This is a genomic window from Streptomyces niphimycinicus, assembly GCF_018883605.1.
In the GTDB taxonomy this organism is placed as follows: domain Bacteria; phylum Actinomycetota; class Actinomycetes; order Streptomycetales; family Streptomycetaceae; genus Streptomyces; species Streptomyces niphimycinicus.
This window is the reverse complement of sequence record NZ_JAHLEM010000067.1, coordinates 1-22,756: the sequence shown is the minus strand read 5'-3', so window position 1 is coordinate 22,756 and position 22,756 is coordinate 1. Positions and strand designations below refer to the sequence as shown.

Genomic DNA, 22,756 nt, shown 5'->3' with positions numbered 1-22,756 from the left:
GGGCCCGGCGCCGCCCGCCGCGAGGAATCCGGCGAGCGAGGCGTCGCCCGCCCCGACGTTGCTGCGCACGGCGGCGACCCGCGCGGTGCCGAAGTACGCGCCCGTCTCGTCGACCAGCAACTGACCGTCGGCGCCCAGGCTGGCCAGCACGGCACGGGCACCGAGCCCGCGCAGCTCCTCGGCCGCCTTGACCGCCTCGCCCACGGTGGCCAGCGGACGGCCCACGGCCTGCGCCAGCTCCTCGGCGTTGGGCTTGACCACATCAGGACGCTCGCGCAGGGCGGCGGTCAGCGAGGGGCCGGAGGTGTCCAGGGCGATCCGGGCGCCCGCCCGGTGGGCCCGCGCCACCAACTCGGCGTACCACTCGGGTGCGAGCCCGCGGGGCAGGCTGCCGCAGCAGGCGATCCAGTCGGCGCTCTCTGCGCTCGTCCGGACGGCCTCCAGCACCGCCTCGGCCTCGGCGTCGCTCAGTTCGGGCCCGGCCGCGTTGAGCTTGGTGAGGGTGCCGTCCGGTTCGGCCACGGAGATGTTGACCCGGGTCGAGCCCGCCACGGGCACCCCCGCCGCCTCGATGCCCAGCTCTCCCAGCAGCCGTGCGAGCAGCGCGCCCTCCGGTCCGCCGAGCGGCAGTACGGCCACCGTGCGATGCCCCGCGGCGGCCACGGCGCGCGAGACATTGACGCCCTTGCCGCCGGGGTCGACCCGGTCGGCCGTGGCCCGCAGCACGGCGCCGCGCTCCAGGGCGGGGATCTCGTACGTACGGTCCAGGCTGGGATTGGGGGTGACGGTGAGAATCATGCGCGTGCCACTTCCGTGCCCTGACGCTCGATGGCCAGGGCGTCCTGCGGGCTGAGCCCGGTGTCCGTGATGAGCAGATCGACATCGTCCAGGCCGCCGAACCGGGCGAAGTGCTCCCGGCCGAACTTGGCGGAGTCCGCGAGCAGCACCACCCGCCGGGCTGCCGCGATCATGGCGCCCTTGACGGCGCCCTCCGCGAGATCGGGTGTGGTGAGCCCGCCGTCCAGCGAGAAGCCATTGGTGGCGAGGAAGACCACATCGGCCTTGATCTCGCCGTAGCCGCGCAGCGCCCATGCGTCCACGGCGGCCCGGGTGCGGTGGCGGACCCGTCCGCCGACGAGGTGCAGCGCGATACCGGGGTGGTCGGCGAGCCGGGCGGCGACGGGCAGGGCGTGGGTGACGACGGTGAGCTTGGCCTCCAGCGGGAGGGCGGCGGCGAACCGGGCCGCCGTGGAGCCCGCGTCGATGATCACGCTGCCGTCGGACGGCAGCTCGGCGATGGCGGCCCGCGCGATGCGGTCCTTCTCATCGGCGGCGGTGGACTCGCGCTCGGCGAGATCGGGCTCGAAGTCCAGACGACCGGCCGGAATGGCGCCCCCGTGCACACGGCGGACGAGCCCCGCGCGGTCGAGGGTGCGCAGATCACGCCGTACGGTCTCGGCGGTGACCTGGAACTCCTCGGCGAGGGACAGAACATCCACCCGCCCGCTTTCACGGGCGAGCCGGAGAATCTCCTGCTGACGCTCCGGTGCGTACATGTGGGTTTACGTCCCTTCCATGCCCGAACCTGTGATTTCGCGGCCAGATTACGTGGGCGATGCCGGAAAGTAAACAGACTCGGGCACGAAACGAACTCGACCGGGCATGCGTGGGTCGCGACCGCTCGGCAATCGCTCAGCGATCACTCTTCCCGCCCCGCTCATCGCCGCAGCGCACCGTCCGTATCCCGCCGGACTTCCGCCACCCGCCCGGCCAGGATCGAGCCATGTCCCCCTCATCGGGAGGGACCACCGCACAGCGGAATTTTCCGCGCATAATTCACACACAAGGAGAAGAGATGACACTCGACGGCAAGGCGGCCCTGGTCACCGGCGGCAGCCGGGGCATCGGCGAGGCCGTGGCGATCCGGCTCGCCGAGGACGGCGCCGATGTCGCCCTGACCTACCACAGCCAGGCCGACCGCGCGGCGGACGTTGTCGACCGGATCAAGGCGCTCGGCCGTCGGGCCTGGGCGGTGCGGGTGGACGGCGCCGACGCGCAGGCCGTGCGCGCCGCGGTGGAGGGGGCCGCCGCCGAGTTCGGCCGACTGGACATCCTGGTCAACAACGCGGGCGTCGGCGCCCTCGGCCCCATCGCCGAGCTGTCGCTGGACGATGTGGACCAGGTCCTCGCCGTGAACGTCCGGGCGCCGTTCCTCCTGGCGCAGGCGGCCACCGCGCATATGGCCGACGGCGGGCGGATCATCAACATCGGCAGTTGCATGGCCGAGCGCGTCGCCTTCCCCGGCGGCAGCCTCTACGCGACCAGCAAGACCGCGCTCACCGGCCTCACCAAGGCCCTGGCCCGTGAGCTCGGCCCGCGCGGGATCACGGCCAACCTGGTCCACCCCGGCCCGGTGGACACCGATATGAACCCGGCGGACGGCGAGAGCGCCGCACTCCAGAGCGGCTTCACCGCACTCGGCCGCTACGGCCGTACCACGGAGATCGCGGCGACCGTGGCCCATCTCGCGGGCGACAGCGGCCGCTACATCACCGGGGCGTCGATCGCCGTGGACGGCGGCTTCGCCGTCTGACCGCCCGGCCCCGGCGCGCAACCGACCCCGACCACATCACACCGGGCGGCCCGCACCCGGACACAAGCGAGCCCCGGCGCCAGGGGGGAGGCGCCGGGGCTCGGTCCATGGTTGGAGAGGGTCTGGTGGCGGCTGGAGTCCGCTGTCCCGAGAACTCAAGCCGCTGCGTCGAAACCGGTCTGGCGGGCCATCTTCTTCAGCTCAAGCAAGGCATGCTTCTCGATCTGGCGGATGCGCTCACGCGTGAGGCCATGCTGCTTGCCGACCTCGGTCAGGGTGCGCTCCCGGCCGTCGTCGATGCCGTACCGCGCCTTGATGATGGAGGCGGTGCGGTCGTCGAGGCGGCCGATCAGGTCCTCCAGCTCCTCGCTGCGCAGCAGCGTCATCACCGACTGCTCGGGCGAAACGGCCGAGGTGTCCTCCAGCAGATCGCCGAACTGGGTCTCCCCCTCGTCGTCGACCGACATATTCAGACTGACCGGGTCGCGGGCCCAGTCGAGCACATCCGAGACTCGCTCCATCGTGGAGCCGAGCTCCTCGGCGATCTCGGCGTGCTCCGGCTCGCGGCCGTGCTCACGGTTGAATTCCCGCTGCACCCGGCGGATCCGACCGAGCTCCTCGACCAGGTGGACGGGCAGCCGGATCGTACGGGACTGGTCCGCGATCGAGCGCGTGATGGCCTGACGGATCCACCACGTGGCATAGGTCGAGAACTTGAACCCCTTGGTGTAGTCGAACTTCTCCACCGCGCGCACCAGGCCCGCGTTGCCCTCCTGGATCAGGTCGAGCAGGGGGAGCCCACTGCGCGGATAGCGGCGCGCCACAGCCACGACGAGGCGCAGATTGGAGCGGATGAAGATGTCCTTGGCGCGGGCACCTTCGGTGGCTATCGCCTCCAGCTCCTGGCGGCTCGCACCAGCGGCAGGGGCCTCCTCAACCTCGCCGTCCAGGATCTGCTGGGCATATACCCCCGCTTCGATGGACTGGGACAGCTCGACCTCCTTCGCCGCGTCCAGCAGCGGGGTACGAGCGATCTCGTCGAGATACATGCCGACCAGGTCGCGATCGGCGATCTCCCCGCCTGAGGCGCGAACGCTGTTGGCCCCATCAGCGCCACCAGCGGCGGCGGACTGATTACGGGCGACGGCACGGGTTGCCATGCGTGCTCCCTTACAGATGGATCGGGCGCGGACTATGGACGGACTCTCCGGTGTCGGGTGCCCCGTCCGAAGGAAACAACGACTGGAATCAGGACAGAATTCCCATCAGGCCCCCACCTTTTTACGATCATGCAGTATCCTGTCCACCCACACCGGGGTCAGTGCACTGCCGAAGCGGCGGGAAGCGCAGGTCAGACCCCCTGTGCCGGCGTCTGCTACGGCTCTTCCGCCCGTCTCTCATCCGTCAAGACGAATCTGGCGGGCTCCCGGTTGCCCGGATGGCCCATCGCGCCGGGTTGCCCGGCCCTCCGCATGGGTGTGCGCTGGAAAGTGACAGGTCAGGGCGGGGACGCGGCGACGAGGAGGTCCGGCCATGAATGCCCCCACAGCCCCGGTGAGCCACCACCATCCGCTGCTCCACCTCCCCGTGCACCCCTCCGCCTCCTGGGGCGTCCCCGTCGTACTGGCGGTGCTCTTCGGCGGCTGGGTGATGTTCGTGGACCACAATCAGGGCTCCACCATCCCCGCGTCCGCCGTCCTCGGCGTGGTGTCGGCGGTGGTGGTCGGGGCGCTCTGCTACGCCCTCGGCAGGATGACACCGGGCCTGATGCCGGAGATCCGGGCCATGCTCTACGGGACGCTCCTCGGCTGTGCGCTCGGCTTTCTGCACGCCGTGAGCGGAGGCTCGGTGTACCGGTCCGCGGGGATCGGGCTCGGGGCGGGGCTCGCGATGACGGGCATAGCGTTCTACATCTTCCACGTACGGGAGGAACGCCCTCCGCAGTAGCCCGCGGCCTGCCGCAGCCCGTACCCCCGGCCCGCACCCCCGGCCCAGACCTCCGGCCCAGACCTCCGGCCGAGGTCCCGGGCCGAGGTCCCCGGCCCGTCCACCCCGGCCCCGGCTTAGGTCGTTGGTCCCCGCACGCTTCCGCCCCCGGCCCGATTCGGGGCCGCGCCGCCCTCCCTAGCGTGAGCTCATGACAGACGACGCGAGTGGAACCCTCGACGAAGCCCTCGAGCGACTGCATGCCTCCGGCCCCGAGCGTGCGGGATGGCTGAGCAATCACGCGCCGATGGCCGTTGAGGCGCTGGTGCGTCACGGCCAGGGGCGCACCGTGCACCGGTGGCTGGACCGCTATCGCGACAAGCTGGAGGAGATGCCGGGCGGGTACGCCCGGATCACCGAGGAGAACTGGCGCGAGGCGCTCGGCGATCCCCGCCGTCTCGCCGACTGGCCCGCCTACTTCGACCGGGAACTCGCCGACCGCCCCTGGCGGGACGTGCTCGCCGTGTGGTGGCCACGGCTGCTGCCGGGCATCGCCGGCGGTGCGACGCATCCGGTGATCCGGGTCGGCCACGCCGTACGGACCCTCCTGGACGCCCCGGGCACTACGACCGCTCCCCGCACCGCCGAACTGGCCCAGGCCCTCGGCTACTGGGCCGCCCGGCACGACCCGCTGCCGCCGCTCCGGCAGCAGCCGGGCCCCGCCTCCGGGTCGGCGGCCGACGCTCTGGCCGCCGTGGAGCCGGTCGCCGACCAGAGCGGTGACATACGGGCCCGGCTGGCCCGCCTCACCGCCTTCCCCACCTGGCCGCCCGCCCCGCGGCCCACCAGCCGGACGACCACGCCCGACGCCCCCGACGCCGCCAACACCGCCAACACCGCCGACGCCGCCGACCCGCCGGAGCAGGCGCGCCGGCGGCTGACCGAACTCGTGCGGGCCGCGACCCATCGCTACGCCACCCACGGCCATGGCTCACCGGTCATGCTGGTCCACGCCGCGACCGCGCCCAACGCCGTACTGCGCGTCCTGCCCGCGCTGCCGCGCGAGCTGTGGGCGCCGAGCCTGGACGCGGCATGGGCGGCGAGCGCCGCGGTCACGGCGGTGTACGCGCCGCCGGAGCCGCTCCCGGCCGACCGGCTGCCGTCCGCGGCGGGCGTCACCCCCGAGGAGGTCTTCGCCCGCGCCGCCGCGCACGGCGATGAGCACGCCATCAAGCTCACCGACACCGCCCTCGACGTCGCCCAGGGCCCGGACGCCATGGCCCTCGACGTCGCCCAGCACCCGGACGCCATGGCTCTCGCCGCGGCACTCCACGCCTGCGCGATGATCGACCCGGCGTTCTGAAGCGGGCACGCGATCCGTCCCCACCCAGCCCCCTCACCGAGCCCCCACTCACCCCAACTGCACAGACCGCTTCGCCAGCCCCATCCAGAAGCCGTCGATCACGCTCCGCTGGCTGTCCAACTCCGCCTCCGCCGCGCCCAGCGTGACGAACAACGGCGCGAAGTGTTCGGTGCGCGGATGGGCGAGCCGTCCGGCCGGGGCCGTGTGCTCGAAGTCCAGCAGCGCGTCGATGTCCTGGGCATCCAGGGCCCGTTGCCCCCAGTCGTCGAACTCGGCCGACCAACTGGGCGGTGTCGGGCCCCGCTGCCGCATCGCGGCCAGGTTGTGGGTGAAGAAGCCGCTGCCGACGATCAGGACGCCCTCGTCCCGCAGCGGCGCCAGCTTCCGCCCGATCTCCATCAGCTTCCGCGGGTCGAGGGTCGGCATCGAGACCTGGAGGACCGGGATGTCGGCCTTCGGATACATCTCGACCAGGGGCACATACGCCCCGTGGTCCAGCCCCCGATCGGGGATGTCCTGGACCGGGGTACCCGCCGTGCGCAGCGTCTTGCGGATCCGCTCGGCGAGCTCGGGGGCGCCCGGCGCGGCGTACCGCACCTGGTAGTAGTGCTGGGGAAATCCCCAGAAGTCATAGACCAATGGCGCCTGTTGGGTGGCCCCGACCGCCAGGGGCGCCTCCTCCCAGTGGGCGGAGATCATGAGAATGGCCTGGGGCCGGGGCAGGCCCGCGGCCCAGGCGGCGAGCTGTCCGGGCCACACCGGATCGTCGGCGAGCGGCGGAGCACCATGACTGAGGTAGAGGGCGGGCATACGCCCGTCGAGCGCGGACATGAAGTCTCCTCGGCAGAGCCCGACAAGGTGTTTGAAGTCTCAAGCAATCACGGCATCACTGTACCGCACACTTGTTTAAAGTTCAAAAAGTGTTCTCTAGAATGGACGCGTGGACAACGCCATGAAGACCCCCTCAGACACCGACGAACCGCGTTGGCTGACCGATGACGAACAGCGGAGCTGGCTGGCGTACGTCCAGGCGCACATGCTTCTGGAGGATCACCTGGACCGCCAGTTGCAGCGGGACGCCGGTATGCCCCACGTCTACTACGGCCTGCTGGTGAAGCTCTCCTGGGCGCCACGCCACCGGCTGCGGATGACCGAACTCGCCGAGGCCGCCAAGATCACCCGATCCCGGCTGTCCCATGCCATCGCGCGCATGGAGAAGGACGGCTGGGTCCGGCGCGAGGACTGCCCCGACGACAAGCGCGGACAGAACGCGGTCCTCACCGACAAGGGACGCAAGGTGCTGGAGCAGACCGCCCCCGGCCATGTGTCCGCCGTGCGGACGGCCGTCTTCGACCGGCTCACCCCCGAGCAGATCGAGCAGTTCGGCACCATCTGCCGGATCATCGCGGACGGTCTCCAGCCGGAGGGCGCCGACCTCCCCTGGCTGCGCTGACACCGCCGCCCAAGCCCCCGCCCCGGCACGCCGAGGACCGCAGCGCGAAGGCCCCGCTCCCCCAGGATTCTCCCCAGGGGAACGGGGCCTTCGCCGCTGTACGGACACCGCCGTACGGACGCCGCCGTACAGATTATCTCCGCTGCACGAACGGCCTCTGTACGAACGGCCTCTGTACGAACGCCTCTGTACGAACCGCCTCGGCGCGTCAGTGCGCCATGACCGGAATGGCGTCCTCCGCCGCTCCTTCGTCGGAGCCGGCGACCGCGCCGCCGCCACCCTGATGTCCGGCGTTGACCATCGTGATGGCGATCACCGCGGCCAGCACCAGGATGCCGACCGCCCACCAGATGGCGGCGGTGTAGCCGTGCACCATCGACTGGAGCTCCAGCGCCGTACGGGAAGGGGCGCCCGCCGCATGCGACTTGGCGTACGCGGTGGTGGCGCTCGCCGCGATGGTGTTCAGCAGCGCGGTGCCGATGGCGCCGCCCACCTGCTGCGAGGTGTTGACCATCGCCGAGGCGACACCAGCGTCACGCGGCTCGACGCCATGCGTGGCCAGGCTCATCGCCGGCATGAAGGCGGTACCCATGCCGAGGCCGAGCAGCAGGAACCCGGGCAGGATCAGCGTGGGGTACGAGGTGTCCAGGTCGATCTGGGTCAGCAGCAGCATGCCGACCGAGGCGACCAGGAAGCCCGGCCCCATCAGCAGCCGCGCCGGGACCCGGGTCATCAGCCGGGCGCCGATCTGCGTCGAGCCGGTGATCATGCCCGCGACCATCGGCAGGAAGGCGAAGCCGGTCCTGACCGGGCTGTACCCCTTGACGACCTGCATGTAGTAGGTGAGGAAGAGGAACAGACCGAACATGCCGATGATGGCGAGGCCCAGCGAGGCGTAGACACCGCCCCGGTTCCGGTCGGTGACCACGCGCAGCGGCAGCAGCGGCGCCTTCACCCGCGACTCGACGGCCACGAAGGCGATCAGCAGCACGGCCGCGGCGACGAACAGACCGATGGTCAGGCCCGCGGACCAGCCGTCGGACTCGGCGCGGGTGAAGCCGTACACCAGCGAGACCAGACCCGAGGTGGCCAGGAGCACACCGGGGACGTCCAGCCGGGAGGTGTTGCGGCTCTCCACCGGGTCGCGGATCACGGCGACCGCGCCGATCCCGGCGACGATGGCGAACGGGATGTTCACGAAGAAGGTCCAGCGCCAGTCCATGTACTCGGTCAGCACACCACCGAGGATCAGACCGACGGCACCGCCACCACCCGCGATGGCGCCGAAGACGCCGAACGCCTTGGCGCGCTCCTTGGGGTCGGTGAACATCACCGCGAGCAGCGAGAGCGCGGAGGGGGCGAGCAGCGCGCCGAACACACCCTGGAGCGCACGCGCGCCCAGCAGCACGCCGCTGTTCAGCGCGGCGCCGCCGATGGCCGAGGCGGCGGCGAAGCCGGCCAGGCCGACGATGAAGGTCCGCTTACGTCCCCACAGGTCGGCGATCCGGCCGCCGAAGAGCAGCAGTCCGCCGAAGGCGAGGGCGTAGGCCGTGATGACCCACTGCCGGTTGCCGTCGGAGATGCCGAGGTCGGCCTGGGCGCTGGGCAGCGCGATGTTCACGATGGTCGCGTCGAGCACGACCATGAGCTGGGCGAGGGCGATGAATATCAGCGCTTTCCAGCGCCGGGGATCCACGAATTGTGCCGTTTCAGGCATGGAAGAGCCTACCTAGCGGTGCGGAGAGTGATAGATGGGACGAGTGGGGCCGGCCGAAGTCAGGCCGGCGCAGGCCGTTGGGTAACAGGTAGCGAGAGGCGTCGACGCACGTACAGAAGACTTGTGAACGCGCGCGAAATAAGCGGTGCTCCGGGATCGGCCGGGTGCGATCTACGTCACGGCCGGTGCTGAAGATCCTCCAAGGTCACGGACTTGCCGGGTAGTTCGGAGCGCGCCGGGGCCTGCAAACCGTCCAGGAACAGTTGCAGATGCCGGTGCACAAAGGCGTCGAAGTCCACACAGAAGCTGCCGGGCAGCGGCCGGGTGAGCTGGTTGAGCGCGACCATCAGATCACCGACTCCGATGTCGGTGCGCAGTCGGCCGTCGGCTTTCGCGGCCCCCATCAGGGCCTCGACACCGGCGGACAGACGGTCGCGGACGGCTATGAGATCAGGGTGCTCCTTGTCGAGGCCGTCGGAGAGCAGAAGGCACAGCGCGCCGATGCGCTCGTCCGCCGCGGCATGGACGAAACGCCGCAGCGCCGAGAAGGAGTCCGCCTCCTCGGCCAGGGCGGATTCGGCCTGGTCGGCGACGCCGGACATCACCGAAAGCGCCACATGGTGGATGAGCTCACGGCGGTCCGTGAAGTGCCGATAGATCGTGGCATTCCCGACCCCCGCCCGTCGAGCGATTTCATCGAGGGGGATATGGGCCCCGGATTCGACGATCACCTCACGGGCTGCCACGACGATACGCTCCCGATTGCGCAGGGCGTCCGCGCGCAGCCGGGGCTGCGCGGTCTTCGCGCTCATCGTGTCGGCGGTCATGGCAGCACTCCCTTCCGCGTACGGCATCCATGCGTACGGTTCTCCGGCGGCTTGGTGGCGACACCAGGCCCCGGCCCAGACGTTCGAGCTTCAACATTTCCGGGGAGTCAGTCCCCGTTTATGCGGTCATCGGGTTAAACGGGGAATCACTCCCCGGAATTTCCACGTCCGCAGGTGACCTGCCTCACACCTGTCCGGCACCCCCCACCGCCCGGACGGAGCAGGTCATTCCCCCACTCGGCGGCACCCCACGAGCGCCCCGGCCCGTGCCGTCACACCGTGGTCGGCAATGAGGCAGACGCATGGGAGCACCCGCCACCGCATACGAATACGCCGGCCCCACAGAGGCAGCGCATTCGCCACCGCCGCCTTGCTCACAGTGGCGGTGGTCGCCCCGGCGGCGGCTCCGCGCCCCACGTCCCCCGCACCCCCCGAGCTGGCCCCGGCGCCCGCCGGACGACCGGCCTTCGGCTCGCTCGCCCCCTGCGCCCTCGCCTCAGGACCGGGGCTCCAGATGTCCGAGGGCATACCCACCAGCCGCGGCTACAGCCGCAGCACCGGCACGGTCCACGCCCTCAACCTGATGATCGACTTCCCCGATGTGCGCGGCCAGGGCACCGCCCGCCAGCGCTTCGAGGAGTTCTTCCCCCAGACCACCCGGTGGTTCGCCCGCAGCTCCTACGGACGGCTGGACTACCGCCCCGAGATGCCGATCGCCCACTGGCTGCGGATGCCGCACTCGTTCCGCGCCTACGGCATCAAACGCGGCAGCCCCTTCGACCCGGGCTATCGCAAACTGGTGGCCGACATCGCCAAGGCCGCCGAACCCAAGGTCGACTTCCGCCGCTACGACCTGGTGAACGTCCTGGTCACCCCGAACGCCGGGCCGCCCGCCGCACATGCCGTGCTGTCCGTCACCTACGCCGACAACCAGCAGGCCCCGACCGCCGACGGGGTGCCGCTGGCCAATGTCTCCTTCGTCTACAGCCGCCAGGACGATGGCTCCGGCTCGCTGCGCCGCACCGGTTTCCGCGTCCTGCCCCATGAGAACGGCCATGTCTTCGGGCTGCCCGACCTCTACACCCGGGGCGGCGGCGACAAGGCCGGCCACTGGGATGTGATGTCCGAGGACTGGGGCGCCGGCAACGACCTGCTGGCCTGGCACAAGTGGAAGCTGGGCTGGCTCGGCCCGCGGCAGATCGCCTGCGCCGCCCGCTCCGGGGTCTTCGCGCACACCCTGTCCCCGCTGAGCCGTCCGGAGGGCACCAAGCTGGTCTTCGTCCCCGTCTCGCCGTCCACCGGCTACGCCATCGAGGCGCGCGCGAGCGGCGGCAACGACGAGGCGATATGCAAGCCCGGTGTGCTGATCTCCCGGGTGGACACCGGTGTCGACTCCGGCGGCGGCCCCGTCACCATCGTGGACTCCACCCCCCATGGCCGCGGCTGCACCCGGGAGCGCAATGTCCACCCCGGGCTCAGCGACGCGACCTACGCGCCCGGCGAGACCTTCCGCGCGGAGGCGAACGGCCTGCTGATACGCGTCCGGGTCACCGGCCGGGACGCGGCCGGGGACTTCGGCGTGGAGATCACCCGTCGCGCCAGTGCCGGCGCCCGAGGCTGATCAGCAGCAACTGCTTGCGCGCGGTGTCGGCGGCCCGCCGCTCCAGCCGTGGATGTTCCGGCTGCGCCTCCAGGAACGCCGTCGCCGTCATCACCATGTGGTCCACATACAGCTCCGCAAGCATCCGGACATCTTCCGGCGGCCAGCCGTCCGGCGTCAGCCGCGGGGAGAAGTCGGCGGCCACCTCATCGGCGAACCGGTCCAACTCGGCGGCGATGGCCGCACGCACCGCACGCACCCCGCCATGCCGCTCACGTGCGATGAAGCGGATATGCGCGGGATAGCGGCGGACATGTTCGGCGACCGCCTCGACGGTGGCGTCGATCCGCTCCGCGTCACCGTCCTGACCTGCGAGTATCGCGCCGATCATAGGGTGCAGGCTGCCCAGGGACTCCTCGACCAGCGCGACACCGAGATCGCTGAGATCCCGGAAGTGCCGATAGAAGGCGGCGGGCGCCATCCCCACCGCCCGCGTGACCTCGCGCAGCCCCAGACTGCTCAGGCTCTGGTCCTCCAGCAGCCCCAACGCCGCGTCCATCAGGGCGCGCCGGGTCTTCTCCTTCTGGGCCTGCCGGACCCCGCACCTGTGACTCATATCATTCAGTAAACAGGCGTTCGCTGAATTTTTCCAGGGCTCGGCGGGGGTACTCTGGAACTCAGTGAACAGTTGTGATTCCAACTGTTCACCCAACAACCAGCATCCGCACGCCAACCGCATCCGGATCGTCACTTCGAGAGAGGCTCATATGCTCTTCATCGTCGCGGCACTCGCCCTGATGGGAGTTCTTCTCGGGGCGGCGGCGCACACTCCGCTCCCCCTCTTCCTCGCCGCCGCGGGCGCCATCAGCGCCTGGCTGCTGGTCTTCTTCATCCGCGAACGCATCGGGCACAAGGAGAGCTGAGACCCATGGCACTCACCGCACCGTCCCGCACCTCACCCATCCGGGCGCGCCGGGACGCCGATGGCATGGCCGTCGCCTCCTTCGTACTCGGCCTGATCGGCCTGCTGCTCTTCAACGCGGTCTTCGGGCCCTGCGCGATCGTCCTGGGGACGCTCGCCCTCGCCCGGGAGACCCGCCGCAGGGGCCGGGCGCTGCTCGGCATCATGCTCGGCATCGCCGATGTGGCCCTGCTCATCGTCCTGCTGACGCTGAACCAGTCGGTCTTCTGGCAGTTCGGCGGCTGACCCGCCCGGCAGTTCACCGACACCTCCCCACGCGGCCCTTCCACTCAGCGGAAGGGCCGTTGCCCGTGCGTGACAGGCATCACCACGCTGGCACGCATGACCGCCTTCGCGAGAAATCAGTGGTACGTCGCCGCCTACGGCCGCGAGATCGGCCGGGAGCTGCTGGGGCGCACCATCCTGAACGAACCCATCGCCTTCTACCGCACCGAGTCCGACGACACGGTCATCGCGCTCGCCGACCGCTGCGTCCACCGCCGCTATCCGCTCACCGCCGGCCGTCTCGACGGCGACACGGTCGTCTGCGGCTACCACGGCTTCACCTACGACACCGGCGGCACCTGTGTGTTCGTACCGGGCCAAAAACGCGTCCCGCGCACCGCCCGGGTCCCCTCCTATCCCATCGTCGAGCAGGACTCGCTGGTGTGGGTGTGGATCGGGGACCCGGCGCTCGCCGATCCCCGCTCGGTGCCGCGCGCGCCCTGGCTGGCCGATCCGCGCTGGACGACCGTGGGCGGCATGGAGCCGATCGACGCCGACTACGGCCTGCTGGTGGACAATCTGCTGGACCTCTCCCACGAGACGTATCTGCACAGCGGCTACATCGGCACTCCCGAGGTCGCCGAGACCCCGATCACCACGGAGGTCGACGAGGGCGCGGGCGTCGTACGGGTCAGCCGGCATATGGACGACGCCGAGTGCCCGCCGTTCTACGCCCGTTCCACCGGCATCGACGGCCGCATCACCCGCTGGCAGGACATCGAGTACCACGCGCCCTGTCTCTATCTCCTGCACAGCCGGATCGCCCCGGCCGGGGTGCTGCCGAGGCCGGACGGCTCCGATCCGGACGCCTTCCATGTGGAGATCACCTACGCCATCACCCCGTCCACCGACCGCCATGTGTACGACTTCTGGGCCGTCTCACGGGACTTCGCACAGGACGACGAGGAGGTGACCACCTTCCTCCACGACCTCAACCGGACCGTGGTGCTACAGGACGTGGCGGCGCTGAATCTGCTCCAGAAGGCCCTGGACACCGAGCGCGAGGGCTATCAGGAGCTCAGCATCAACATCGACACCGGCGGTCTGGCCGCGCGCCGCATTCTCGCCCGCCTCGCCGCCGAAGGGGAGAAGACCGCGCCCGTGGTGGCGTCCCCGTGAGCGGCGCCCCCACGGCCGAGGTGTACCGGATCGACTGGCTGCCCGGCACCGATGTGCTGCACGGGGTCTGCCACTGCGGCGCCGAGCGCACCGCCGAGGACCCGGTCGAGCTGTGGCAGTGGATGCTCGCCCACCCCACCGGGCACCAGCCCACCGGGCACCAACCCGCCGATCACCGTGAGGAGATGACGTGACGAACCCCGGCGGCGAGTACGAGGACACCCTGCTGGTGGCCCGCCGGGAGGAGGTGGCCGCGGACGTGGTGGCGCTCACCCTGCGCCATCCGACGGGCCGTGAACTCCCCGCCTGGGAGCCCGGCGCCCATCTCGATCTCGTCCTCGACCCGGGCCGGACCCGGCAGTACTCGCTGTGCGGCGACCCCGCCGACCGCGCCTCCTGGCGGATCGCGGTGCTCCGCGCACCCGCCGGGCGCGGCGGCTCCGCCCGGGTGCACGACACCCTCACCGAGGGGAGCACGGTGCGGGTGCGCGGCCCGCGCAACCACTTCGCACTGCGCCCGGCGGCCCGCTATCTGTTCATCGCGGGCGGCATCGGCATCACTCCCCTCCTCCCCATGACGGCCGCCGCCGAGGCCGCGGGCGCCGATTGGCGGCTGCTGTACGGCGGGCGCACCCGTGGCTCGATGGCCTTCGCGGACCAGCTCGCCGCCCGTTACGGCGGCAAGGTGCGGCTGGTGCCACAGGACGAGGAGGGGCTGCTCGACCTCGCGCCGTATCTCGACGCCCCGGCCGGCCCCTCCGCCCCCTCCGCCCCCTTCTCACCCGGCACCCTCGTCTACTGCTGCGGTCCCGAACCGCTGCTCCGGGCCGCCGAGGAGGCGTGCCGGGCATGGCCGGACGGGGCCCTGCGCACCGAGCGCTTCCAGCCCCGTACGGACGCGGCGGGCGCCGAACCGGCGGGCGCGTCCTTCGAGTTGGTGCTCACCCGCTCCGGGCTGACCCTGACCGTGGAGCCGGACCGCAGTGTGCTGCGCACGGTCGAGGCGGCGGGGGTACCGGTTTTGTACTCCTGCGAGGAGGGCACGTGTGGGACGTGCGAGACGGATGTCGTCGAAGGAGAGGTGGACCACCACGACTCCGTGCTCACCGGCGAGGAGCGGGCCTCGGGCGAGACCATGATGATCTGCGTCTCACGCTGCCGTGGCCCCCGATTGGTGCTGGACCTGTGAATCCGCCCTGAACCGCCGGATGAGCCCCTCGATGTGAGGTTCGGAACGACCCCACCCGCTGGACAACCAGGTTGGTTAGGCTAACCTAACTACGTCCTCGGGTTGCCGTCCCACGAACCACGTCCCCGTATGCATCGAGAGAGAGCACCTTCATGCGCCAGGCCAGAGCACTCCCCCTCTCCCGCCGCGGTCTGCTCGCCGCGGGCGGCGCCCTCGGACTCGGAGCCCTGGTCACCGCCTGCGGCGACAACGGCGGTTCGGGCTCCGGCGGCGGTGACGGCGGCGGTTCCTGGTCGTTCACCGACGACCGCAAGAAGAAGATCAGCCTCGACGGCCGGCCCCAGCACATCGTCGCCTACATCGCCGCGGCGGCCGCGCTCTACGACTTCGGCATCGAGAAGCAGATCACCGGCGTCTTCGGGCCGACCACGCTGAAGAACGGCAAGCCGGACGTCCAGGCGGGCGACTTCCCCGTCGACCGGGCCACCTCCCTCGGCAACACCTGGGGCCAGTTCAACGTCGAGAAGTACGCCTCGCTCAGCCCCGATCTGCTGATCACCAACATGTACGACCCGGGCGCGCTCTTCTACATCCCGGACGACAGCAAGAAGAAGATCCTCCAGCTCGCCCCCAGCGCCGCCATCGGCACCGGCCGGGTCTCCATGGTCGAGCCCATCAAGCGCTATGCCGCACTGGCCGAGGCGCTCGGCGCCGACCCGAAGGCCAAGAAGGTCACCGACGCCAAGGCGCGGTTCGAGAAGGCATCCGAGACGCTGCGCAAAACCGTCAAATCCCACCGGATCAAGGTCATGGCCTGCTCCGCCAGCGCCGATCTCTTCTATGTCTCCAACCCGAAGATCAATGCCGACCTGATCTACTTCAGCGAGCTCGGCGTCGACTTCGTCATGCCCGAAAAGCCCGACAAGGGTGGCTACTTCGAGAGCCTGAGCTGGGAGAACGCCGACAAGTACGACGCGGATGTGCTCTTCCTCGACAACCGCACCGCGACCCTCCAGCCCGGGGCCCTGACCGCCAAGCCGACCTGGTCCAAGCTCCCCGCGGTCAAGGCCGGTCAGATCACCCCGTGGAGCAGCGAGCCGCGCTTCTCGTACGCCGGCGCCGCCCCGCTCGTCGAATCCCTCACCAAGGCCATCCAGGACGCGAAGAAGCTCCACTGAACGGTCAGCACGACCGGCCGGCCCGGCCTCCCCACGGCAAGCGAAGGGAAGACCCACCGCCATGACCACCGCAGCCACCACCACGGCCACCACCGCCATTCCGTTCCGCTTCTTCGACGCGCGGGTCGTACGGACCCGCCCGCTCGGACCGTCCATGGCACGGATCACCTTCGGCGGCGCGTGTCTGAAGGACTTCACCAGCGGCGGCCGCGACCAGCGCTTCAAACTGTTCCTGCCGCACCCCGGCCAGAGCGCCCCGGTGGTCCCGGCCGAGGCCGGGGAGGGCTGGTTCGCCACCTGGCGGGCGATGGACCCGGCCGAACGCGGCATCATGCGCTCGTACACGGTGCGCCGGCAGCGCCACGACCCGCACGAGATCGACGTGGACTTCGCGCTGCACGACGACAGCGGCCCGGCCGCCCGCTGGGCCGCGCGCGCCGAGGCGGGCGACCGCGTCACCCTGCTGGGCCCGGTCGTGGAGGACAACGGCGGTGTCGACTTCCGGCCGCCGTCCGGCACCGAGTGGGTGCTGATCACCGGTGACGAGACCGCGCTGCCCGCCATCGCGGGCATCCTCGAATGGCTGCCCGCCGATCTGCCCGCCAAGGTGTGGCTCGAGGTCCGGCACGCCGAGGACATCCAGGAACTGCGCACCGCGGCGAAAGCCGACATCACCTGGCTGGTCCGGGACGCCGTGGCCCCCGGAACCCCGCGCTCCGCGCTGCTGCGGAACGCCGTGAGCACCACCGAACTGCCCTCCGGTACGCCGTACGCCTGGATCGCGGGCGAGGCCGGGACCGTCAAGGAGCTGCGCCGCCATCTGGTGCGCGAACGCGGCTTCGACCGCAAGGCCGTGACCTTCACCGGCTACTGGCGCCTGGGCACCTGTGAGGAACAGCTCGTCGAGGAAGCCGTGTCGGGCACCGGCCCCGCGACCGACGACTGACCCCACGGATACCGAGCCCCCACAACCGAACCGCCACAGCCGAATCCCCCACGGGACCGCGAAAGACCGACCACTGGACGACGGGCGGCCACCGCTCGGCGCGCCCCCACGCGCCCTGCCGCCGCGTCCAGCGCCCCCGCACGCCCATCAGGCCGCGGGCGTGGGCCGAGGGCCGCCTCCCTCCCCACCACCAGCCGCATGCCCGCGCCCTCCGCACGCCCGCATGCCCATTTCCAGAAGGGACAGACCGTGAGTTTCCTCGCGCAGACCGCTGAGGACCCGTCGCCGGAGCCGATACCCGGGGCGGCGGATGGCAGGGCCCACCTGTTCAACGGCCGTACGGCGGAACGCTATCGGCGCTCCGTGACCGACGGCGTCGGCCTGGTGGCCTCCACCGTCGCCCGCACCGAGCGCCCCTTCACCGGCGTCACCCCCGCCGAGCTCGCCCCCGAGATCTCCGGAATCGACCTGGAGCGGCCGCTCGGCGATCCGGACGCCGCGCTCGAGGAGCTGGAGAGCGTCTACCTCAAGGACGCCGTCTACTTCCACCACCCGCGCTATCTCGCCCACCTCAACTGCCCCGTGGTGATCCCCGCACTGCTGGGCGAGGCCGTCCTCTCCGCCGTCAACTCCTCCCTCGACACCTGGGACCAGAGCGCGGGCGGCACCCTCATCGAGCGCCGGCTGATCGACTGGACCACCGAGCGCATCGGCCTCGGCGAGGCCGCGGACGGCATCTTCACCAGCGGCGGCACCCAGTCCAATCTCCAGGCGATGCTGCTCGCCCGCGACGAGGCGTGCACGCTGGTGGAGGAGGAGGCCGCCGCGGCCGGCGAGACCGTCGCCAAATCCGCCATCCTGCCGCGGCTGCGCATCCTCACCTCCCAGGCCGGCCACTTCTCCGTCCAGAAGGCCGCCGCCATCCTGGGGCTCGGCTACGAGGCCGTCATCCCGGTCCCCTGCGACCAGGACCGCCGGATGCGCACCGTCGCCCTCGCCCGTGAGCTGAACCGCTGCCGTCGCGAGGGCCTGATCGTCATGGCCGTCGTGGCCACCGCGGGCACCACCGACTTCGGCTCGATCGACCCGCTGCCCGAGATCGCCGAGCTGTGCGACCGGCACGGCACCTGGATGCATGTGGACGCCGCGTACGGCTGCGGACTGCTGGCCTCCCCGACCCGCCGCGGGCTGCTCGACGGCATCGAGCGCGCCGACTCGGTGACGGTGGACTACCACAAGTCCTTCTTCCAGCCGGTCAGCTCCAGCGCCGTGCTGGTCCGCGACCGCGCCACGCTCGGCCACGCCACGTACCACGCCGACTACCTCAACCCCGAGCGCAGCGCCCGCAACCTCATCCCCAACCAGGTCGACAAGTCCATCCAGACCACCCGCCGCTTCGACGCGCTCAAGCTGTGGCTGACGCTGCGCATCATGGGCGCGGACGCCGTGGGGGCCCTCTTCGACGAGGTGGTGGACCGGGCCGCCGAGGCATGGGCGCTGCTGGACACCGATCCGCGCTACGAGGTCGTCACCGAGCCCCAGTTGTCCACGCTCGTCTTCCGCTATGTACCGCCGTCGGACGGGCCGGGCGACCCGGATCTCGTCGACCGGGCCAATCTGCACGCCCGCGAGGCGCTGGCCGCATCCGGTGCGGCGGTCGTCGCCGGAACCGTCGTCGACGGCCGTCACCACCTCAAGTTCACCCTGCTCAACCCGGAGACCTCGCTGAGCGACATCGCGTATGTCCTCGACCTCCTCGCCGAGCACGCCGGTCAGTATCTGGCCCTGCACATCGAGCCCGAACTCAGCGGCCCCCGCCACTCGCGCGCCAGTTGAGCCCCCTCACCCCGCCGGAGACCCTCGTGCCCACCCCGCACACCCATGACTTCATCGCGGTCGGGCTCGGCCCCTACAACCTGGGCCTTGCCTGCCTGACCGAGCCGATCGAGGAACTCGACGGGCTGTTCCTGGAGAGCAAGCCCGAGTTCGACTGGCATCCGGGCATGCTGCTGAACGGCGTCACCCTCCAGACCCCGTTCATGGCCGACCTGGTGACGCTGGCCGACCCCACCTCCCCGTACTCCTTCCTCAACTACCTCAAGGAATCCGGCCGGCTGTACTCCTTCTACATCCGCGAGATCTTCTATCCGCTGCGCGCCGAGTACAACGACTACTGCCGCTGGGCCGCCGCCAAGCTCTCGTCCGTCCGCTTCGGCCACGAGGTGACGAGCGTCGAGTACGACGAGGCCGACGGCCTCTACACGGTGCGCGCCCGGCGTCCCGCCACCGGCGGGACCACCACCCACCGCGCCCGCCATCTGGTGCTGGGCACCGGCACCCCGCCGTTCCTCCCCGAGGTGTGCCGCGGCCTGGACGGCGATCTGGTGCACAACACCCACTACCTGGGGAGCAAGGAGGCGCTTCAAGCCAAGGAGTCCATCACCATCGTCGGCAGCGGCCAGAGCGCGGCCGAGATCTACCAGGATCTGCTCGCCGACATCGACACCCACGGCTACCGGCTGAACTGGGTGACCCGCTCCCCGCGCTTCTTCCCGCTGGAGTACACCAAGCTCACCCTGGAGATGACCTCGCCCGAGTACGTGGACTACTTCCACGCGCTCCCCGAGGACACCCGCTACCGGCTGGAGAGTGAGCAGAAGGGCCTGTTCAAGGGGATCGACGCCGACCTCGTCAACGGCATCTACGACCTCCTCTACCAGAAGAGCGTGAGCGGCCCGGTGCCCACCCGGCTGCTCACCAACACCGCGCTCACCGGCGCGGAGTACGACGACCTGTCCGGCATGTACACCCTGGGGCTGCGCCATGCGGAGCAGCAGCGGGACTTCTCGCTCACCACCCACGGGCTCGTCCTGGCCACCGGCTACCGCTACCAGGTGCCCGCCTTCCTGGACCCGGTACGCGACCGCATCCGCTGGGACGGCCACGGCCGCTTCGACGTCGCCCGCAACTACAGCATCGACACCACCGGGCGCGGCATCTTCCTCCAGAACGGCGCCACCCACGCCCACAGCCTGACCTCCCCGGACCTGGGCATGGGCCCGTACCGCAACTCGTGGATCATCCGTGAGCTGCTGGGGCGGGAGCACTACCCGGTGGAGAAGTCCATCGCCTTCCAGGAGTTCGGCGCACCGGAAGGAGCCATCGCATGACACCGTCACCGGTTTTCGAGCATACGGACGCGCGCCTGGGCGCCTTCACCCTGCGCACCCTGGACCCGGCGGCCGACGCCGGGCTGCTGCACGGCTGGGTGACCCACCCCAAGGCGTCCTACTGGATGATGCAGGGGGCAAACGAGGCGGAGGTCGCCGCCGAGTACCGCGGGATCCACGAGCATCCGCACCATGACGCGTTCATCGGCCTGCACGAGGGACGCCCGGCGTTCCTGGCCGAGCGCTACGACCCCTCGCGGGTGGAACTCGAGGGGCTCTACCCCGCCCGGCCCGGCGACGTCGGCATGCACTTCCTCTGCGCGCCGACCGACACCCCGGTACACGGCTTCACGCTGGCCGTGATCACCGTCGTCATGGAGTTCTGCTTCGCCGATCCGCATGTCCGGCGCGTCGTCGTCGAGCCCGATGTGCGCAACGCGGCGGTGCACGCGCTCAACGCGGCCGTCGGCTTCGAGATCGTCGAGCGGATCGCCAAACCCGAGAAGGACGCCTACCTCAGCGTCTGCACCCGCGAGCGGTTCGAGGCCGCCCGCACCACCCTCGCCGCCCGCGCCGTCCAAGGAGTGACCCGATGAGCCCCCGCGACGCCGTCGCCCACCTCACCCCCGAGCTGTGGGACCGGGCGGGCCGCCTCCTCATCCGCAAGGCCCTCGCCGAGTTCACCCACGAACGCCTGCTCGCCCCCGAGCCGGGCCCCGCCGGCCGCTACGCCGTGACCAGCGACGACGGGGCGGTGACCTACCGCTTCGCCGCCCAGGTGCTCTCCCTGGACCACTGGCTGGTCGAGGCGGACAGCATCACCCGCCACGACCCGACCGGCGCCGAACTCCCCCTGGACGCCCTGGACTTCTTCATCGAGCTGCGCGGGCGGCTGGGCCTGAGCGAGGACGTCCTCCCCGTCTACCTCGAGGAGATCAGCTCCACCCTCTCCGGTACGGCGTACAAACTGGCCGCCGAGCCGGTGGGCGCCGCCCAGTTGGCCAAATCCGGCTTCCAGGAGATCGAGACGGGGATGACCGAGGGCCACCCCTGCTTCGTCGCCAACAACGGCCGGCTCGGCTTCGGCATCCATGAATACCTCTCGTACGCCCCCGAGACCGCGAGCCCCGTCCAGCTCATCTGGCTCGCCGCCCGCCGCGACCGCTCCACCTTCACGGCCTCCGCGGACCTGGACTACGACGCCCTGATCCACTCCGAACTGGGCGCGGAGACCCGCGCCCGCTTCGCGCGGACCCTCGCCGACCTCGGCCTGGACCCGGCCGACTATCACCTGCTGCCGGTGCACCCCTGGCAGTGGTGGAACAAGCTGTCGGTCAGCTTCGCCGCCGAGGTCGCCCGGCAGTATCTGGTGTACCTGGGCCCCGGCGACGACGAATACCTCGCCCAGCAGTCGATCCGCACCTTCTTCAACACCAGCGCCCCCTCCAAGCACTATGTGAAAACCGCGCTGTCGGTCCTCAACATGGGCTTCATGCGGGGCCTGTCGGCCGCCTATATGGAGGCGACCCCGGCCATCAACGACTGGCTGGCGTCCCTGATCGCCTCGGACGAGACCTTCCGTGCCGCGCGTTTCTCCATCATCCGAGAACGAGCGGCGATCGGCTACCACCACCGCCAGTACGAGGCCGCCACCGCGAAGGGCTCCCCGTACCGCAAAATGCTCGCCGCCCTGTGGCGCGAGAGCCCCGTCCCGACCCTGGAACCCGGCCAGCGCCTGGCCACCATGGCCGCCCTCCTCCACACCGACCCCGACGGCGCCTCCTTCGTCAGCGCCCTCATCGAGGAATCCGGCCTCACCCCCGCCACCTGGCTGCGCCGCTACCTGGACGCCTACCTCACCCCGGTGCTGCACAGCTTCTACGCCTACGACCTGGTCTTCATGCCGCACGGCGAGAACGTCATCCTGGTGATCGAGGACGGCGCCGTCCAGCGCGTGATCTTCAAGGACATCGCCGAGGAAATCGCCGTCATGGACCCCACCGCGGTCCTCCCCCCGACCGTCGAACGCATCCGCGTGGACGTCCCCGAGGACAAGAAACTGCTCTCGATCTTCACCGACGTCTTCGACTGCTTCCTCCGCTTCCTGGGCGGCATCCTGGTCACCGAGGGCCTCCTGGAGGAGGACACCTTCTGGCAGACGGTCGCCGACACCGTCCTGGCCTACCAGCGATCCGCTCCCCACCTCGCCGACAAATTCGCCCAGTACGACATGTTCACCGAAGACTTCGCCCTCTCCTGCCTCAACCGCCTCCAGCTCCGCGACAACCGGGAAATGGTCGACCTCCAGGACCCGGCGGGGGCCCTCCAGCTCATCGGCACACTGAAGAACCCGATCGCGGCCTTCGAACGGGAGGACTGAGACGGCCGGTGCCCTTCGGTCCGGGGCTTGAGGGGCGGGGCTTCGGGCG

The 22,756-nt window shown here is 70.5% G+C and carries 23 protein-coding genes; 16 read left to right on the top strand and 7 right to left on the bottom strand.

The annotated features are described in order from the left end of the window. Both pfkB and KN815_RS08210 read right to left on the bottom strand, forming a co-directional pair. A partial coding sequence (gene pfkB, locus KN815_RS08215; protein WP_216341084.1) for a 1-phosphofructokinase occupies positions 1-798 on the bottom strand: 798 nt, incomplete at its 3' end. After that, positions 795-1,556 (bottom strand): DeoR/GlpR family DNA-binding transcription regulator, encoded by a 762-nt coding sequence (locus KN815_RS08210; RefSeq protein ID WP_014054359.1) that lies wholly within the window; start codon positions 1,554-1,556, stop codon positions 795-797. The genes pfkB and KN815_RS08210, both read right to left, overlap by 4 nt. 299 nt (positions 1,557-1,855) lie before the next feature. Here KN815_RS08210 and KN815_RS08205 point away from each other — a divergent pair, with 299 nt between their 5' ends. Next, positions 1,856-2,593, top strand: a complete 738-nt coding sequence (locus tag KN815_RS08205; RefSeq protein ID WP_216341083.1) for a 3-oxoacyl-ACP reductase family protein — start codon at positions 1,856-1,858, stop codon at positions 2,591-2,593. A 155-nt stretch (positions 2,594-2,748) separates the two neighbouring features. On the opposite strand, the gene KN815_RS08200 is transcribed toward KN815_RS08205, so the two are convergent. Further along, entirely contained in the window at positions 2,749-3,753 is a 1,005-nt protein-coding gene (locus KN815_RS08200; protein WP_216341082.1) for a sigma-70 family RNA polymerase sigma factor, read from the bottom strand. Positions 3,754-4,126: 373 nt separating this feature from the next. Between KN815_RS08200 and KN815_RS08195 the strand changes: the two genes are divergently transcribed. Then, a complete protein-coding gene (locus KN815_RS08195) occupies positions 4,127-4,540 on the top strand; it encodes a hypothetical protein (RefSeq protein WP_216341081.1) in 414 nt (137 codons plus the stop codon). Positions 4,541-4,730: 190 nt separating this feature from the next. Then, a complete protein-coding gene (locus KN815_RS08190; protein WP_216341080.1) occupies positions 4,731-5,882 on the top strand; it encodes a questin oxidase family protein in 1,152 nt (383 codons plus the stop codon). A 48-nt stretch (positions 5,883-5,930) separates the two neighbouring features. On the opposite strand, the gene KN815_RS08185 is transcribed toward KN815_RS08190, so the two are convergent. Continuing rightward, entirely contained in the window at positions 5,931-6,713 is a 783-nt protein-coding gene (locus tag KN815_RS08185; RefSeq protein WP_216341079.1) for a dioxygenase family protein, read from the bottom strand. A 121-nt stretch (positions 6,714-6,834) separates the two neighbouring features. Here KN815_RS08185 and KN815_RS08180 point away from each other — a divergent pair, with 121 nt between their 5' ends. Further along, the gene (locus KN815_RS08180; RefSeq protein ID WP_216341086.1) at positions 6,835-7,335 is read left to right on the top strand and encodes a MarR family winged helix-turn-helix transcriptional regulator; all 501 of its coding nucleotides are present in this window, start codon (positions 6,835-6,837) and stop codon (positions 7,333-7,335) included. A 208-nt stretch (positions 7,336-7,543) separates the two neighbouring features. Here the strand turns inward: KN815_RS08180 and KN815_RS08175 are convergent, their stop codons facing one another. Both KN815_RS08175 and KN815_RS08170 read right to left on the bottom strand, forming a co-directional pair. Beyond that, a complete protein-coding gene (locus tag KN815_RS08175) occupies positions 7,544-9,052 on the bottom strand; it encodes an MFS transporter (protein WP_216341078.1) in 1,509 nt (502 codons plus the stop codon). Between the two features lie 176 nt (positions 9,053-9,228). After that, positions 9,229-9,879, bottom strand: a complete 651-nt coding sequence (locus KN815_RS08170) for a TetR/AcrR family transcriptional regulator (protein ID WP_216341077.1) — start codon at positions 9,877-9,879, stop codon at positions 9,229-9,231. Positions 9,880-10,168: 289 nt separating this feature from the next. Between KN815_RS08170 and KN815_RS08165 the strand changes: the two genes are divergently transcribed. After that, a complete protein-coding gene (locus KN815_RS08165) occupies positions 10,169-11,500 on the top strand; it encodes a M6 family metalloprotease domain-containing protein (RefSeq protein ID WP_216341076.1) in 1,332 nt (443 codons plus the stop codon). On the opposite strand, the gene KN815_RS08160 is transcribed toward KN815_RS08165, so the two are convergent. After that, a complete protein-coding gene (locus KN815_RS08160; RefSeq protein ID WP_216341075.1) occupies positions 11,466-12,095 on the bottom strand; it encodes a TetR family transcriptional regulator in 630 nt (209 codons plus the stop codon). The genes KN815_RS08165 and KN815_RS08160 overlap by 35 nt on opposite strands. Positions 12,096-12,246: 151 nt before the next feature. Here KN815_RS08160 and KN815_RS08155 point away from each other — a divergent pair, with 151 nt between their 5' ends. The 11 genes from KN815_RS08155 (at position 12,247) to KN815_RS08105 (ending at position 22,707) form a co-directional block, all read left to right on the top strand. After that, complete coding sequence (locus KN815_RS08155; protein ID WP_216341074.1) at positions 12,247-12,402, top strand: hypothetical protein; 156 nt, start codon at positions 12,247-12,249, stop codon at positions 12,400-12,402. Positions 12,403-12,407: 5 nt separating this feature from the next. Then, positions 12,408-12,686, top strand: coding sequence for a DUF4190 domain-containing protein (locus KN815_RS08150; RefSeq protein WP_216341073.1), 279 nt, complete (start codon positions 12,408-12,410; stop codon positions 12,684-12,686). Positions 12,687-12,782: 96 nt separating this feature from the next. Beyond that, positions 12,783-13,844, top strand: coding sequence for a Rieske 2Fe-2S domain-containing protein (locus KN815_RS08145; protein WP_216341072.1), 1,062 nt, complete (start codon positions 12,783-12,785; stop codon positions 13,842-13,844). After that, positions 13,841-14,038, top strand: a complete 198-nt coding sequence (locus tag KN815_RS08140) for a hypothetical protein (protein WP_216341071.1) — start codon at positions 13,841-13,843, stop codon at positions 14,036-14,038. The genes KN815_RS08145 and KN815_RS08140 overlap by 4 nt, the downstream gene beginning before the upstream one ends. After that, positions 14,035-15,033, top strand: coding sequence for a PDR/VanB family oxidoreductase (locus tag KN815_RS08135; protein WP_216341070.1), 999 nt, complete (start codon positions 14,035-14,037; stop codon positions 15,031-15,033). Before KN815_RS08140 ends, KN815_RS08135 begins: the two co-directional genes overlap by 4 nt. Positions 15,034-15,185: 152 nt before the next feature. Next, positions 15,186-16,211 carry an ABC transporter substrate-binding protein gene (locus tag KN815_RS08130; RefSeq protein ID WP_216341069.1) on the top strand — a complete coding sequence of 342 codons (1,026 nt, stop codon included), beginning with the start codon at positions 15,186-15,188 and terminating at the stop codon, positions 16,209-16,211. A gap of 61 nt (positions 16,212-16,272) precedes the next feature. After that, positions 16,273-17,157: a siderophore-interacting protein gene (locus KN815_RS08125; RefSeq protein WP_216341068.1), complete on the top strand. Its 885-nt coding sequence runs from the start codon at positions 16,273-16,275 to the stop codon at positions 17,155-17,157. Between the two features lie 249 nt (positions 17,158-17,406). Further along, complete coding sequence (locus KN815_RS08120; RefSeq protein ID WP_301184557.1) at positions 17,407-18,993, top strand: pyridoxal phosphate-dependent decarboxylase family protein; 1,587 nt, start codon at positions 17,407-17,409, stop codon at positions 18,991-18,993. Between the two features lie 26 nt (positions 18,994-19,019). Next, the gene (locus KN815_RS08115) at positions 19,020-20,327 is read left to right on the top strand and encodes a lysine N(6)-hydroxylase/L-ornithine N(5)-oxygenase family protein (RefSeq protein WP_216341067.1); all 1,308 of its coding nucleotides are present in this window, start codon (positions 19,020-19,022) and stop codon (positions 20,325-20,327) included. Beyond that, complete coding sequence (locus KN815_RS08110; RefSeq protein ID WP_216341066.1) at positions 20,324-20,923, top strand: GNAT family N-acetyltransferase; 600 nt, start codon at positions 20,324-20,326, stop codon at positions 20,921-20,923. The genes KN815_RS08115 and KN815_RS08110 overlap by 4 nt, the downstream gene beginning before the upstream one ends. Beyond that, on the top strand, positions 20,920-22,707 hold the full coding sequence (locus tag KN815_RS08105; RefSeq protein ID WP_216341065.1) for an IucA/IucC family protein: 1,788 nt from the start codon (positions 20,920-20,922) through the stop codon (positions 22,705-22,707). The genes KN815_RS08110 and KN815_RS08105 overlap by 4 nt, the downstream gene beginning before the upstream one ends. Positions 22,708-22,756 lie beyond the last annotated feature (49 nt).

Excerpts from the sequence above, each read along its gene's own strand:
- KN815_RS08205 (WP_216341083.1), top strand. The coding sequence starts at position 1,856 with ATGACACTCGACGGCAAGGCGGCCCTGGTCACCGGCGGCAGCCGGGGC.
- KN815_RS08130 (WP_216341069.1), top strand. The coding sequence starts at position 15,186 with ATGCGCCAGGCCAGAGCACTCCCCCTCTCCCGCCGCGGTCTGCTCGCC.
- KN815_RS08185 (WP_216341079.1), bottom strand. The coding sequence starts at position 6,713 with ATGTCCGCGCTCGACGGGCGTATGCCCGCCCTCTACCTCAGTCATGGT.
- KN815_RS08165 (WP_216341076.1), top strand. The coding sequence starts at position 10,169 with ATGAGGCAGACGCATGGGAGCACCCGCCACCGCATACGAATACGCCGG.
- KN815_RS08105 (WP_216341065.1), top strand. The coding sequence starts at position 20,920 with ATGAGCCCCCGCGACGCCGTCGCCCACCTCACCCCCGAGCTGTGGGAC.
- KN815_RS08145 (WP_216341072.1), top strand. The coding sequence starts at position 12,783 with ATGACCGCCTTCGCGAGAAATCAGTGGTACGTCGCCGCCTACGGCCGC.
- KN815_RS08155 (WP_216341074.1), top strand. The coding sequence starts at position 12,247 with ATGCTCTTCATCGTCGCGGCACTCGCCCTGATGGGAGTTCTTCTCGGG.
- KN815_RS08110 (WP_216341066.1), top strand. The coding sequence starts at position 20,324 with ATGACACCGTCACCGGTTTTCGAGCATACGGACGCGCGCCTGGGCGCC.
- KN815_RS08170 (WP_216341077.1), bottom strand. The coding sequence starts at position 9,879 with ATGACCGCCGACACGATGAGCGCGAAGACCGCGCAGCCCCGGCTGCGC.
- KN815_RS08160 (WP_216341075.1), bottom strand. The coding sequence starts at position 12,095 with ATGAGTCACAGGTGCGGGGTCCGGCAGGCCCAGAAGGAGAAGACCCGG.
- KN815_RS08150 (WP_216341073.1), top strand. The coding sequence starts at position 12,408 with ATGGCACTCACCGCACCGTCCCGCACCTCACCCATCCGGGCGCGCCGG.
- KN815_RS08200 (WP_216341082.1), bottom strand. The coding sequence starts at position 3,753 with ATGGCAACCCGTGCCGTCGCCCGTAATCAGTCCGCCGCCGCTGGTGGC.
- KN815_RS08125 (WP_216341068.1), top strand. The coding sequence starts at position 16,273 with ATGACCACCGCAGCCACCACCACGGCCACCACCGCCATTCCGTTCCGC.
- KN815_RS08190 (WP_216341080.1), top strand. The coding sequence starts at position 4,731 with ATGACAGACGACGCGAGTGGAACCCTCGACGAAGCCCTCGAGCGACTG.
- KN815_RS08180 (WP_216341086.1), top strand. The coding sequence starts at position 6,835 with ATGAAGACCCCCTCAGACACCGACGAACCGCGTTGGCTGACCGATGAC.
- KN815_RS08175 (WP_216341078.1), bottom strand. The coding sequence starts at position 9,052 with ATGCCTGAAACGGCACAATTCGTGGATCCCCGGCGCTGGAAAGCGCTG.
- KN815_RS08195 (WP_216341081.1), top strand. The coding sequence starts at position 4,127 with ATGAATGCCCCCACAGCCCCGGTGAGCCACCACCATCCGCTGCTCCAC.
- KN815_RS08210 (WP_014054359.1), bottom strand. The coding sequence starts at position 1,556 with ATGTACGCACCGGAGCGTCAGCAGGAGATTCTCCGGCTCGCCCGTGAA.